Source organism: Ensifer canadensis, from assembly GCF_017488845.2.
GTDB lineage: Bacteria > Pseudomonadota > Alphaproteobacteria > Rhizobiales > Rhizobiaceae > Ensifer > Ensifer canadensis.
Map to the genome: position 1 here is coordinate 1,147,828 of NZ_CP083371.1, position 13,358 is coordinate 1,161,185.

The 13,358-nt window shown below is 61.4% G+C and carries 14 protein-coding genes; 2 read left to right on the plus strand and 12 right to left on the minus strand.

Annotated elements, in window-relative coordinates:
* Positions 1 to 2: 2 nt before the first annotated feature.
* The 7 genes from J3R84_RS25080 to J3R84_RS25110 all read right to left on the minus strand — a co-directional run bounded on the left by J3R84_RS25080 (position 3) and on the right by J3R84_RS25110 (position 6,914).
* On the minus strand, positions 3 to 1,082 hold the full coding sequence (locus tag J3R84_RS25080) for a Gfo/Idh/MocA family protein (RefSeq protein WP_057208028.1): 1,080 nt from the start codon (positions 1,080 to 1,082) through the stop codon (positions 3 to 5).
* On the minus strand, positions 1,075 to 1,425 hold the full coding sequence (locus J3R84_RS25085; RefSeq protein WP_057225238.1) for an L-rhamnose mutarotase: 351 nt from the start codon (positions 1,423 to 1,425) through the stop codon (positions 1,075 to 1,077). Before J3R84_RS25085 ends, J3R84_RS25080 begins: the two co-directional genes overlap by 8 nt.
* A 10-nt stretch (positions 1,426 to 1,435) precedes the next feature.
* Entirely contained in the window at positions 1,436 to 2,548 is a 1,113-nt protein-coding gene (locus J3R84_RS25090) for a mandelate racemase/muconate lactonizing enzyme family protein (protein ID WP_025428741.1), read from the minus strand.
* A gap of 1 nt (position 2,549) precedes the next feature.
* Positions 2,550 to 3,647 carry an ABC transporter ATP-binding protein gene (locus J3R84_RS25095; RefSeq protein ID WP_025428740.1) on the minus strand — a complete coding sequence of 366 codons (1,098 nt, stop codon included), beginning with the start codon at positions 3,645 to 3,647 and terminating at the stop codon, positions 2,550 to 2,552.
* A gap of 5 nt (positions 3,648 to 3,652) precedes the next feature.
* Positions 3,653 to 4,519 (minus strand): carbohydrate ABC transporter permease, encoded by an 867-nt coding sequence (locus J3R84_RS25100; RefSeq protein ID WP_025428739.1) that lies wholly within the window; start codon positions 4,517 to 4,519, stop codon positions 3,653 to 3,655.
* Positions 4,519 to 5,415: a carbohydrate ABC transporter permease gene (locus J3R84_RS25105; protein WP_025428738.1), complete on the minus strand. Its 897-nt coding sequence runs from the start codon at positions 5,413 to 5,415 to the stop codon at positions 4,519 to 4,521. Before J3R84_RS25105 ends, J3R84_RS25100 begins: the two co-directional genes overlap by 1 nt.
* A 179-nt stretch (positions 5,416 to 5,594) precedes the next feature.
* A complete protein-coding gene (locus J3R84_RS25110) occupies positions 5,595 to 6,914 on the minus strand; it encodes an ABC transporter substrate-binding protein (RefSeq protein WP_057208035.1) in 1,320 nt (439 codons plus the stop codon).
* 167 nt (positions 6,915 to 7,081) lie between these two features.
* On the opposite strand from J3R84_RS25110, the gene J3R84_RS25115 reads away from it, so the two are divergent.
* Positions 7,082 to 7,870, plus strand: coding sequence for an IclR family transcriptional regulator (locus tag J3R84_RS25115; protein ID WP_057208037.1), 789 nt, complete (start codon positions 7,082 to 7,084; stop codon positions 7,868 to 7,870).
* 117 nt (positions 7,871 to 7,987) lie between these two features.
* On the plus strand, positions 7,988 to 8,824 hold the full coding sequence (locus tag J3R84_RS25120; protein WP_203529764.1) for an amidohydrolase family protein: 837 nt from the start codon (positions 7,988 to 7,990) through the stop codon (positions 8,822 to 8,824).
* A gap of 118 nt (positions 8,825 to 8,942) precedes the next feature.
* On the opposite strand, the gene J3R84_RS25125 is transcribed toward J3R84_RS25120, so the two are convergent.
* The 5 genes from J3R84_RS25125 to J3R84_RS25145 form a co-directional block, all read right to left on the minus strand.
* A complete protein-coding gene (locus tag J3R84_RS25125; protein ID WP_057225232.1) occupies positions 8,943 to 10,079 on the minus strand; it encodes an ABC transporter substrate-binding protein in 1,137 nt (378 codons plus the stop codon).
* Entirely contained in the window at positions 10,076 to 11,236 is a 1,161-nt protein-coding gene (locus tag J3R84_RS25130; protein ID WP_025428733.1) for a CaiB/BaiF CoA transferase family protein, read from the minus strand. Before J3R84_RS25130 ends, J3R84_RS25125 begins: the two co-directional genes overlap by 4 nt.
* 8 nt (positions 11,237 to 11,244) lie before the next feature.
* The gene (locus J3R84_RS25135) at positions 11,245 to 11,796 is read right to left on the minus strand and encodes a MaoC family dehydratase (RefSeq protein WP_057225230.1); all 552 of its coding nucleotides are present in this window, start codon (positions 11,794 to 11,796) and stop codon (positions 11,245 to 11,247) included.
* A 272-nt stretch (positions 11,797 to 12,068) separates the two neighbouring features.
* The gene (locus J3R84_RS25140; protein WP_203530108.1) at positions 12,069 to 12,620 is read right to left on the minus strand and encodes an MgtC/SapB family protein; all 552 of its coding nucleotides are present in this window, start codon (positions 12,618 to 12,620) and stop codon (positions 12,069 to 12,071) included.
* A gap of 115 nt (positions 12,621 to 12,735) precedes the next feature.
* Positions 12,736 to 13,137: a pseudoazurin gene (locus tag J3R84_RS25145; RefSeq protein ID WP_225906588.1), complete on the minus strand. Its 402-nt coding sequence runs from the start codon at positions 13,135 to 13,137 to the stop codon at positions 12,736 to 12,738.
* Between the last annotated feature and the right edge of the window lie 221 nt (positions 13,138 to 13,358).

A 13,358-nucleotide genomic window follows, 5' to 3' on the forward strand; every position in this document is an offset into this window, starting at 1 on the left:
CGTCAACGTCCGGGAAGTGGCGCGATCGCGGTTGCAGGCCGCGCGCTGGATTGGTAGGCGGCCTCGACCAGCGCCATCGTCTGCCAGGCGTCGTCGACTGCGCCGATCAGCTGCTCGTCCTCGCCACTAACGAAGCGTTGCAGGTTGGCCATGCGATTGGCAAAAGCGTCTGGGAACCAGGCGCCGTTGAGCGGCACCTCCACCCATTCCGTGCCACCGGCTGGCCGGATCCACAGTTCGTCGGGCTCGCCGCGCGGATAGTCGAGATTGACGCCCAGCTTGACGTATGCCGCCCCCTCGGTTCCCGAGATACGGAACTCGCAGGCCTGGAACTTGCGGCCGAAATCATGGTCGTGATTGACCGAAAGCACGCAGCGCACCTGGTCGCCGTAGTCGAGAATGGCGGCCGTGCGGGTCTGCGCCACCTCATGATTGGGATGGCCGATCGTCTTGGCGTGCACACCGTCGGGATTGCCGAGCAGTCCGCGGATCAGATCGAGATAATGGATCGAGTGCATGGCGATCTCGATCCGCGGCAACCCTTTGAGGAACGGCCAGAGACCCCAGGGCGTGGCAAGTGCAAGCCACGCATCGAAGTCGACGATCTGGCCGAGATAGCCTTTTTCGATCGCGTCGCGCAGCGCCAGCATCATCGGGGCAAAGCGAAGCTGGAAATTGACTGCCGCCTGCAATTGCCGGTCACGGCAGATGTTGAGGATCTCCGTGGCTGCTGCCAGATCTGCGCCCATCGGCTTCTGGATCAGGGCGCCCGATCCTACTGGCAGTTTCGACAGGATTGCAGCATGCGCTGCCGGCGGCGTCGCCAGATCGAAGATCGCATCTGGGATTGCCAGCGCCTCGGTCTCGGTCGCAAACGCTCGGATGCCCCATTCGGCAGCAAGCGACGCCGCCTTCTTGACATCGGGATCGAAGATGCCGGCGACGGGAAGGCCTGCCTTGCGATAGGCCGGAAGATGCGCATCACCGACAATGCTGCCGGCGCCGAAGATGACGATCGGGCGCGGTTTTTCGGGTGTCGGCCAGGATTGCTGCAGCGACGTCGGATCGAACTGGTCAGTCACGATGCAAGACCTTTCCGTCGTGGTGGAAGACTTCCTCCATCATCGCCCACCACTCTCCATCCCCGCGCGTTTCGAGCGGCTTCTGGCATGGCATGCACACCGACCACCATTCCTGGTTCTTCGGGTGCGCGGCCATCCTGGCCATGTCGGCTGCGAAATCCTCGCCGATATATTCCCAGTAGCCGAACAGCAGGTTTTCCGGCTCCTTGAGGAAGATCGAGTAATTCGTGATGTTGCACTCGGAGATCAGCGCGAGGATCTCCGGCCAGACGGCAGCGTGCAGCGTCTTGTATTCGGCGATCTTGTCGGGCTGAAGACCGATCACCATTCCCATTCGTTGCATGGCGGCCTCCCTACTTCACGAATTCCCGGGTGAACTCGTTGATCGAGCGCGCTTTCACGGCATCCCAGTCCCAGGCAATGCCGATGCCGGCTTCAGATGGCGCGATGGCGCGTCCGTTACGGATCTCCATGCCCTTGGTCGTCAGTTCATCGAGTTGCGGAATGTATTCGACATATTTGCCGTTCGGCACGGCGCAGACAAGGCTGACATGCAGTTCCATCAGGAAATGCGGGCAGACCGGAATATCGAAAGCCTCAGCAGCGTGCGCGACCTTCAACCAAGGCGTGATGCCGCCGATGCGGGCGACGTCGACCTGGACGATCGAGCAGGCCCCCTTCTGCATGTACTCACGGAAATGCCGGATCGAATACATGGATTCGCCGACGGCGATCGGGGTCGGGGTCGAGCGTGTCAGGCGGATGTGGCCGTCGAGATCGTCGGCCGGCAGCGGCTCCTCGATCCAGGCGAGATCCAGCTCCTTCAGCCGAGCGGCCCGGCGGATCGCCTCGTCAACGGTAAAACCCTGGTTACAGTCGGTCATGATCTCGAAGCCATCGCCGAGCGCTTTGCGCATCGCCGAGAGGCGATCATAGTCCTCGGAGCCGTGCGGCTTGCCGATCTTGACCTTGGAGCCGGAAAAACCCTTGGCCTTGGCCTGAAGCGCATCCTCGACGAGGGCTTCCTTTTCGATATGCAGCCAACCGCCTTCGGTGGTGTAGAGCGGGCAACTGTCCTTGGCGCCACCGGCAAGCTTCCAGAGCGGCAGCTTCTGTTTCCGTGCGCGCAGGTCCCAAAGGGCGGTGTCGACGGCAGCGAGTGCCAGCGCCGTTATCGGGCCGATCGTCGTCGCATGGGTGGCAAATTCCATCTTGTGCCAGATGGCTTCGATGCAATCGGCGTCCTCGCCGATCAGGATCGGAACGAGGTGGTCGGACAGCAGGCGCATGACGGAGGATCCGCCCGTGCCGATCGTGTAGCTGTAGCCCGTCCCGGTCGCGCCGTCGGAATCGGTGATCGTGACGATCGGCGTTTCCTGGCTGACGAAGCTCTGGATCGCGTCGGTCCGCTTCACCTTCGGCTGCAGATCGACCATACGCAGTTCAATTTTCTCGATCCTTGCCATGTCAGCCTTCCAGAGCCTTTCCTGTCTCGATGTCGAAGAGATGGGCGCGCGAGAGATCGAAGCTCATGCGCACGCTTTCGCCTGAGCGAAGCGGACGCGGATTGAGCATGCGCGAAACCCAGTCGCGGCCATTGAATTGGATGAACACCAGCGTCTCGTTGCCGAGCGGCTCGGTGATGGTGACGGGCAGCTCAACCTCGTGCACGGCAGCGGCATCGCCGGCATGGAGGCCGTGGCCCGTGGGGTAGATATCATCGGGGCGCAGGCCGAATGTGACCTTCTGGCCGGCGCGGAGCGCGCCGACAAACCGCGGCGGGATGGGCAGACGGACGCCGGTCGCAAACACCAACTGGCCATGGTCGACCACGGCCTCGTCCATGTTCATCGGCGGCGAGCCGATGAAGCCGGCAACAAACTTCGTCGCGGGCTTCTGGAACACTTCCTCCGGCGTCCCGACCTGCTCGATATGGCCATCGCGCATGATGACGATACGATCGGAAAGCGTCATCGCCTCGACCTGGTCATGCGTCACATAGATCATCGTCGCCTGCATGCGGGCATGCAGCTTCTTGATTTCGGTGCGCACCTGGGTGCGCAGCTTGGCGTCGAGGTTGGACAGCGGCTCGTCGAACAGGAAGACGTCGGGCTGGCGCACGATCGCGCGGCCCATCGCCACGCGCTGGCGCTGACCGCCGGAAAGTTGCGACGGGCGACGCTCCAGCAGATGGCCGAGATCGAGAATGGTCGCAGCCTCATCGACGCGCGCCTTGATGTCGTCAGTGGAGCGGCCGGCGATCTTCAGCGAGAAACCCATGTTCTCGGCGACCGTCATATGCGGATAGAGCGCGTAGGACTGGAAGACCATCGAGATGTTGCGGGCGCGCGGCGGCAGGTCGTTGACCTTGCGGCCACCGATCTCGATGGCTCCGCCGCTGACATCTTCGAGGCCGGCGATCATGCGCAGCGTCGTCGATTTGCCGCAACCGGACGGGCCGACCAGGGCGATGAACTCGCGGTCCTTCACCTCGAGATCGATGCCGTGAACGACTTCGAGCGCGCCATAGCGTTTGACCAGTTTCCTGAGGGTGACAGGAGCCATGAATGTTATCCTTTCACCGCGCCGAAGGTGAGGCCCGAAACGAGGTGCTTTTGAATGATGAAGGTGAGCGTGAGCGCCGGGACGATCATGACCACGGCGAGCGCGCACATACCGCGCCAGTCGATCGTGAACTCGGCGGTGTAGTCGAGCAGGCCGACGGGCAGAGTTTTCGAGTTGACCGAGCGGGTGATCTGCGAGGCCAGAGCATATTCATTCCAGGACGTGAGGAAGGCGAAGATGCCCGCGGAGGCAATGCCGGGGCCAGCAAGCGGAAACTCCACCTGCCAGAATGCCTGCCAGGGTGTGCAGCCGTCGATCTGGGCGGCTTCCGCCAGATCCTTCGGTACCTGACGGAAGAAGCCGTCGATCAGCCAGATAGTGAAGGGCACGTTCAGCGCGACATAGGTCAGGATCAGCGAGAAATGCGTGTCGATGATGCCGGTGCGGGCATAGATCATGAAGAGCGGGAGGGACAACGCGATGCCGGGAACGGCGCGCGTCAGCATGAAGCCGAGGAAAATCGCCGACTTTGCCTTGAAGCGGTAACGGGCAAAGGCATAACCACCGGCCATGCCGATCGCCAGAGCGATCACCGTCGACGTGACGGAGATGATGAGAGAGTTGCGGAAGTAGTCCCAGACGGGAACCCCGCCCTGCCCGGCGCCGGCGAACATGGCGCGGTAGGCATCCAGCGAAATGCTTTCCGGGATCCAGACCGGCGGCTTTGCCATGATCTCGACGGTCGGGCGCAACGACGACAGCACGATCCAGAGGCCCGGCAGGCAGATCACGGCCATTGCGAGAAACAGCCCGATCAGATGCGCCGTCTTCAGGAGGCGCCGGCGCAGGCGATGTGACGAATTGATATCCATTACCACTCGGCTCCGATCTGCTGGCGCGCGGCGGCGAGCTTGCGGAAGAAATAGACGGTGAAGACGATCGACAGCAGGATGGCGACATAGGCCATGGCGTTGGCCATCCCCATGCGGGCGTCGGCGTAGGCCGTGCGGCCGATCAGGGTCCACAGAAGCTCGGTGCGCTTGGCCGGGCCGCCATCGGTCATGATCTTCACGATGTCATAGGCGCGGGCGACGTCGAGCGAGCGGATCGTCATGGCGATGAAGGCAAAAGGCATGAGATAGGGCCAGGTGACGTAGCGGAATGTCTGCCATGGCGTGCAGCCATCGACATGCGCCGCCTCGACCGGGTCCTTCGGCATCGCCAGAAGACCGGCAAGAATGAGGATCGCGAAGACCGCGGTCGACGACCAGACCTCGGCAATGATGATCGAGATCAGCGCGAGGTTGCCGTCAATCAGCCAGGGGATGGCGCGGTCCGTCAGCCCGAGCGACTGCAGCGCATTGTTCACGAAACCGATGTTGTCGTTGAACATGAATTTGAACTGGAAGCCGACGAGCACCGGTGAAAACATCATCGGGAACATCATGATGGTGCGCAGCAGCCGCTGGCCGTGGGTGGCCTTGTTGACAAGGAGCGCGAGGCCGAGGCCAAGCAGCATCTCCGTGTTCAGTGCGACGGTGAGCAGAAGGACGGTGCGGCCGAAAGCGACCCAGAAATCCCAGTTGCTCAGCACGGTGATGTAGTTGCGCAGACCGACGAAGATCCAGAGCGATTCAGGCTTGGTCAGCCGGAACGGCGTGAAGCTCGAATAGAAGGAGAAGAGCAACGGCACCACGATGACCGCTGCCAGCACGACAAAGGCCGGTAGTAGCAGAAGGACCGGTGCGGACAGTTTCTTGAGCTTCATCAGGCATTCCTGAGGGTGACATCACAGTGCCGCGCGTCAGATATGACGCGAAAAAGACGCTGCAAGGCATTAAACTTGCTGCATAATCCTTCCTGACCATTTCCGATCCAGGGAGTTACGCAGTAAATGACGAAGGCGGCGCCGACACCTTGGTATCGGCGCCGCCTTCCTGTCTCTACTCAGAGCTTTCCTGCGTCTTCCAGGATGCCGGTCGCCTTTTCGGCGGCAGTGTCGAGCGCTTCCTTCGACGTCTTGTCGCCGAGGATGGCGGCCTGGAGTTCAGGATAGACGGCGTTGGAGATTTCGATCCATTCTGCAGTCTGCGGAACCGGGAATGCATGCTTTGCCGCTTCCTGGAAAGCCTGCAACACCTCAGTCTTGTAGGCATCGCCCTCGGCGGCCTTGATGTTGTATTCCCAGACGGCGGTGCGCGTCGGCAGCGGACCGGTCGCCGATTCCAGCTTCTGGCTATCCTCGTTGGTCAGCCACCAGACGAGCGAAGCTGCCGCTTCCTTGTTGGCGCAGTCCTCGGTGACCGAGAAGCCGTGGTGCCCGGACCAGCCCGTGCGCTTGCCCGAGGAACCTGCCGGCTGAACCTTGACGCCGACATTGCCGGCAACCTTCGACGACTTCGGATCGTTGAAGAAGCTCGCCCAGCCAGGCCAATCGAGATTGACGGCGATCGAGCCGGAAGCAAAGCCCTGGCCGAGATCGTCCCAGAGGTAGTTGGTCGTGCCCGGAGGAACGGCCTTGTCCTTGTAGAGCTTGACGAACCAGTCGAGCGCCCGGATGCCGGCTTCGGAATTGAAGGCCGGACGTCCATCCTTGTCGAGGTATTCGCCACCTTCGGCGACCAGCATTTCATAGAAGCGGCCATTGATGGCCTCTTCCTTGCCGGCAAACTGCGTACCGTAGAAGTTCGGCGGGGCCGCGAAGAATTCTGCCTGGTCGCTGACCTGCGCCCAGGTATCCGGCGGCGTGAGGTCGTAGCCGTATTTTTCCTTGAAGGCGGCCTTCTTGGCATCGTCCTGGTAGAGGCTCTTTTGATAGTAGAGCGCCGACACGTCGAACTGCGCGCGTGGAAGCATGACGAGCTTGCCGCCGAGCGTCGAGGCGTCGATGACAGCCGGCACGAACTTTGCGATTTCTTCCGGCGGAAGCAGTGCCAGGAGATCGGTATAGATGTCGGGGTATTGCGGGGCGAAGGAAGAGTGGTTGGAACCGACGCACCAGCTGATACCGCCCGTGGCGATATCCGACTTGATCTCCTTGTCGAGTTCGAAGTGATTCTTCTTCGACAGGATATTGACCTTGGCGCCGGTCGCCTTCTCCCATTCGGCGATGCGCTCATAGAGCTTTTCGTATTGCTGTCCGCCGATCAGCTTGGCGTCGATGGTGACGCCTTCGAACTTGCCGGGCAGTTCCGCGGCGCTGGCCGCTCCCACTGCGCAGGCAAGCATGATGACTCCGGCCGAGACGCCGGAAAGCAGCCTGTTCATAACCTCTCCTCCACTGTAGCGCGCCCTCATCCCGGCCCGCATTTCTCATTTGTGAGAAACTAATTCATATACAAACAACAATTTTATCACTCGTCAAGGGTGAACTTTCTTTTGTCGGCGGCTTTCTCTGCGTATATGGATATCGATATTCACTAAGGAGGACGCCCATGGACACCGAAGAGTCCGATCGCTACCGCGCCCCCGCGCTGGACAAGGGACTTGATATTCTCGAACTGCTGGCGAGCGTCGATGGAGGCCTGACGCAGGCGGAAATATCGAAAAGGCTCAATCGGAGCCCGAACGAATTCTACCGGATGCTCGACCGGCTCGTGCGCCGCGGCTACGTCACGCGAATCGATGGCGATCGCTATTCCCTGACGTTGAAGCTTTTCGGCCTGGCCCAGCTTCACGCACCGGTGCGGCGGCTGGCCTCCTATGCGACGCCACTGATGCGCGATCTTGCCCAGCGGTCGAAGCAGGCCAACCAGTTGGCCGTGTTCGATCGCGGCTCGGCCGTGGTCATCGCCCAGCAGGAAGCGCCTGATTACTGGGGTATCTCAATCAGGGTCGGCTCGCACATCAGCCTGTTCGATACTGGCTCCGGTCACATCCTGCTCGCCTTCCGCACGCCGGAGGAGCGGGAAATGATGATCGCCGAGCACGCGCGCAGCAAGGACGAGATCTTGCTTGGTCCGGAATTCTATGCCCGGCTCGACCAGATCCGCGAGCGTGGCTACGAAATGATGGCAAGCGCCCAGACGGCCGGCGTCTACAACCTCTCGGCGCCCATTCTCGGGCCTGACGGCCGTGGCATCGCGGCATTGACCATTCCCTATATTGCGCTGGTCAATGCGCCATCTGCGCCTGATATCACCGAGACGATCTCGCTCCTGCGCAGCGCGGCAACACAGCTTTCGGTGCTCGCGGGATCGGATGTGGCGCAATCGTCGGAATGAGCAGGTGCCGGATCTACGGTCGGCACACGACGTCCGCGATCGCTGCATACTGTCAATTTCTTATTTGAATGATCTCTTCTCGTGTGAGAGTGTGAGGCGTATGGAGGAAGCCGCATCGTGATCGTTGATACCCATCTGCATCTCATCAACAAGTCCGCGTTGACCTATCCCTGGCTGACGGGCGTCCCGGCGCTGGATCGGGATTTCCTCTATTCGACCTATGAGGCGGAGGCCCGGCGTGTCGGCATCGAGACGGCGTTGCACATGGAAGTTGACGTCGATCCCGGCGAAATGGAGCTGGAGACCTCAGAGGTTCGACAGCTCTCGCAAAAAGCGGGCAGTCTGCTCAAGGGGGCAATTGTCGCATGCCGCCCGGAAGAGGACGGCTTTGCCGCCTATCTCGAACGGCAGCAGGGGGACCGCCTCGTCAAGGGGTTTCGCCGTGTCCTGCATGTGGTCCCGGACGATCTGTCGGAAGGTTCCCTCTTCCGCGAGAACATCAAGCTGCTTGGCGGTAGCCGGTTTACCTTCGATCTCTGCGTCCTGCCGCACCAGATCCCCAAAGCGATTGCCCTTGCCGATCTCGTGCCCGATCTGCAGTTCGTGCTCGACCATTGCGGCGTTCCCGATATCCGCAACGGCGCCGAACATCCCTGGCGTGACCATATGCGCGAGATCGCAAAGCGGCCGAACGTGGTTGCCAAGATATCCGGCGTCGTCGCCTATGCGGATGAAAGCTGGAATGTCGAGACGCTACGACCTTACGTCGAGCATACGATCGCTACTCTCGGCTGGGACCGCGTCGTCTGGGGCAGCGATTGGCCCGTCTGCACGCTCGGCGCCAACCTTTCAACCTGGGTTGCGACCACTCACGCGTTGCTGGAGCACTGCAGTCCGGACGAGCGGACAAAGCTGCTGTCGGCAAACGCACGTCGAATCTGGAATCTCGCGTAAGGAAGCAACGCGGCCCATTGTGGCCACCCACCCGCACGACAAAGCCTGAAACCGCTAGGTCGGCCTTTTTTTGCTGAACACCGGAGATGAGCCGATCGCTTATCTCCGGTGTTTCTCTTTACGCCGCCGCGAAGCTTTCGGTGAAAAGCCGGTTGAGATCGTCAACGACCTGTCGCGCCTTCTCCTTGCGCAATAGCCCGTCATTGATGCGATCCGAGGCCGCCTGCTGGAACGGCATGTAACCATCGTGTCGGGGACGCACCCAGGCGGTTTCGAGCGTCGCACGGGTCGCGCGATAAAAGTTTGATGTCGCCGCGTTCACCGCATCGTCGTCCCAGGCGTCGCCGTGTCCCGGCTGTCCGCCGCCAAAGGCGTAGGCCTGGCGCTGGACCGCACCGCTTGCAACCCAATAGGCAAAGTCGGTCGCGGCGTCGATGGACGACGAGAAGCCGGAGACGGCAATGCCCGTTCCGCCAAGCGCCGAACCGCTTGGGCCATGCTGGCCGGCGACCGGAATGTCGCCAAACCGGATGAGCGACGGCCGGAAACCGGCAACCGAGTAGCTGACGTAGCCGTAGATTAACGGCGCGCAGGCGGCTTTTGCCTCCGGGGCCGACATCGCCTCCAGCACCGCGATCGGATCCATCGCGAAGCAGGCGGGGTCGATCAGCGATACAAGCTCGGAGAGCATCTCGAAGGCGGCAACGCCTCCGTCACGGTCCACCAGGTCCGCTTGTCCGCTCACTGCGCAGGGGTGACCGAGATTGCCGCAGAGCGTGTAGAAGCTCATCAGCGAATGCGGCGGTCGCAGCGGCAGCAGCACCGCACCCTTGCGCGCGAGGTCCAACATGCCGGACCAGCTCGAAACACGCTCTCCGAGATCAGGGCGCCAGGCCTGGACCTGTGCCGCGGCATCGATCGGAAAGGCCCATTGGCGCCCGTTCCAGCTGTAACTCGGATAGGATTGCCCGACCGACCCGGCTGCAAGCACGGAACGTTCCGCTTCTCGACCGGCCACATCAAGAGGCGCAAGGCACCCTTCATTGGTGATCTGCCCGACATGCGGGTGATCGATAACGATCAGATCGTATGCCTTGGCGAGCTCCTCGACCGGATAGGTCTCGAAATCCTGCAGCGAGCGCTTCTCCCAATGGATGGCAACCCCGGTCTTTTCCTGCCAGAGTCTCGAACACGCCACCATGGGGTCGTAACCGCGTGGATGGCTCCACGTCATGCCCTTGAGGGTGACGGTCATAGGCCGAACTCCTTGCGGATCGATGCACTGTGTTCGCCGATTCTCGGGGCAGCGCGATCGACCTGGGCGCGCCGACCGTTGACCCGCAGCGGCGAACGCGTGGTCAGGATTGACACGTCGTCTTCGCGGTTGACCGTCTGCAGCATGTCAAGGGTGCGGAAGCCGTCGCTTTCCAGCAGTTCGTTCCAGTTGAGCACGCGAGCGCACCAGATGTCGGCCGGCTCGAGCACGGCCAGCCAATGGTCCACCGTGTTTTCGCCGATGCGCTCGGCGATCAGGGCCTTGATCTCGTCTCTTGCGGAAAACCACGAAGACGGGTCGTCGCAATAGGGTGCGAGCTGCGGCATCTCCAGGAGGTCGGCAAGTTTCGAGATCGGCGTCATCGCGATGGCGAGGTAGCCGTCCTTGGCGGGGTAGACCCCGTAGGGCGCCGACAGATAGGCGTGTGCGCTGCGGAAATCCGAGCGCTTCGGCAGCCGCCTGCCGTCGTTGAGATGGGTCGTCAGCACCTCGAACTGGAAGTCGACCAGTGCTTCGAGCAGGCTGGTTTCAATCAGGCTGCCCTTGCCGGAGATGCCGCGGCGGACGAGGCCGGCAAGAATGCCCTGGGCGGCTGCAGCGCCGGCAAGCATATCGCCAATGGCAAGACCGAAGGGGACCGGCCCTTGTGCTTCGTCGCCATTCAGCCACATGACGCCGGAACGTGCCTGCGCCAGCAGGTCCTGACCGGGCCGCTTGACCCAGGGACCCTCCTCCCCATAACCGCTGATCGAAGCGTAGACGATGCGCGGGTTGATCGCCCGAACGGCCTCGTAGTCGAGGCCCAGCCGTTGAATGACGCCGGGTCGGAAGTTCTGGATCAGGACGTCGGCCTTGGCGAGCAGCGCCTTCAGCGCCGCCACATCGGATTCGTCCTTGAGGTCGATTGCCAGACTTTCCTTGGCGCGATTGATCGCGTGGAAGATGGTGGAATCGCCACCGATCTCGGTGTCGCTGAGATAGAGGCGGCGCGATAGATCGCCGCCATCCGGGCGCTCGATCTTGATGACGCGCGCGCCCAGGTCCATCAGCCGTAGAGAGCAATAGGGACCGGAGAGAAACTGGCTCATGTCGACGACGACAAGGCCGGCCAAAGGCAGTTCGTTTTCCTCGTGCATCGCTGTTCTTATTTCTCTGTCTTGCCGACGAAGTCAGCCGGATTGTTGTACTTCACCGTCTGCAGATGCTCGCAGTAGAGCACCAGCTCACCCTCGTTCTTGAAGACCTGATAACTGGCCCGGATCAGACCCAGCTCCTTGTAGCGCGGTGTTTTGTCCATGTTGGTGCGGATCGTGTAGATCGTGTCGCCCAGAAAGACCGGCTTGATGAAGCGCAGCTTGTCATAGCCGTAGGAGAAAGCGTTGACGCAGTTGGTGGCGACGAGGCCGAGGCCGGCCGAAAAAACGAAGGCGCCAGCCACCAGTCGGCGGCCGAAGATGCCTTCCCGTTCCGCGAACATCTGATCCTGGACATAAGGGTGGATGTCGACGACCAGCGTGTTGAACAGGTGGCTGTCGCTCTCGGAGATCGTCCGGCGCAACGAGCGGATGCGCTGGCCGACCGGCCAGTTCTCGTAAAACCAGTTTTCGGCATTCCACACCGGAAGGGCAGCGTGATCCTCCGGCATGTCGGTGGGGCGTGTCGTAGACACGCCAACGGTTGGCGAGAATTCATTCATGAGAAAACCCTGCGCTGGCTCGTATCCGCATTGGCAGCTGGCAGCGAGTGGTCGCGCTTATCATATGGGCGCGGCTGTGCTGGTTGGGCATTATCTCCTCCATGAATTTTCTTATGTAAAGATACTGTTCACATATGGAGGCTTTTTGCAAGATGCAAATGACCATTGCGCCCGGCCTGATCTGCCGGCCAAGAAAGCCATGGATCGAAAGAAACGCTGCAGAGCCGGTGAGTGAAAAATGGTGCCGTCCCAAGCGGCGCAGGATGCGAAATCTATCGGGTGGTCTTGCGGATGCGGCTCACCTTCTCGTCGCGAGGCTTGGATGCCTGCGGTTGAGGGCCGGGTTGCTCTTCCTCCTCAACTACCGCTTCGAGCCTGCCGACGACGGAAAGAACAAGAAAGGCGGATCCTGTCGCAAAGGCAGCGATGATCCAGTGGCCGAAGCCGAGAGCGAGGCCAATGGCGCCCGCCAACCACAGACTACCGCCGGTCGTCAGGCCCTGGACCTGTCCGCGCGACAGTACGATGGTGCCCGCCGCAAGAAAGGCGACGCCCGCGGTGACCGCCTCAACGACGCGCAAGGGATCGATCCGGACCCGCTCGTCTATGAAGCCCTTCATAGAGACGCTTTCAAGCGAGATGACTGCAAAGGTGCAGGCGGCGAGGCAGACGAGCATGTGCGTCTTGAGACCGGCCGGGCGGGCTTTGGCTTCACGCTCGAAGCCGATGATCGAGCCCATCAGCAGGGCTCCGAGAATGCGCGCGAAGATGACCGGATAGGGAATCTGCGACGGCGGAAACATGTCTGCTACGATTTGCTCCATGCGGAACCAACGCGAATGCTTCGCATTGGTTCCGCATGATGGCGCCGCCTTCCGCCCGGTGAGCGGCGCCTTCGAGCGGCCCGTCCCCGCCCGCTCGTTTCAGTGTGGCTTTGCTTTAGTTGCCGAGCGCTGTGAATGCGGCGTCCAGCCGTTCCTGCGCCTTCTTCGGGTTCTTGGCGCCCTTCACCGCTGCGAGGTTGGCCGGGCTGTCGCCGACCTGAACCACGCCGACCATGCCCATGCCGTAGTGCGGCGTGCATTTCACGCCGTAGATGCCGGGTGCAGTGAAGGTCACCTTGTAGTTTTCGTTGATCTTGCTCTTGAATGCCTCTGCGCCATCCGGGATCATGCCCTTGATCGTTTCGACGTTGTGGCCTTTGTCGGTCGGGATGAACGTCACCGTGTCGCCGGCCGCAACCTTCAGCGACGCAGGTTCAAACACCATCGCGCCTTCCTTGCCCTTGTTGAGCATGTGCACTTCGAAATCCGCGGCGGTTGCGGGCGCAGCGATAAGCATGACCGCCACTGCGAGGCCCAATCCGCTCTTGATTGCTTTCAACATCGTCTTCTCCGTTTGACCGAGCAGCCCGTGCTTGGGTTGTTCGCCGCAGTATTAGTCCGAAGGCCACGCACCTAATTTGATGCGCGTCAAATTGGATGCGGATTCCCGGCGACGGTGAATTGACACTAAATAGGAGTCCTATATATATCAGGCATGGCAAAGAACACGACGACACC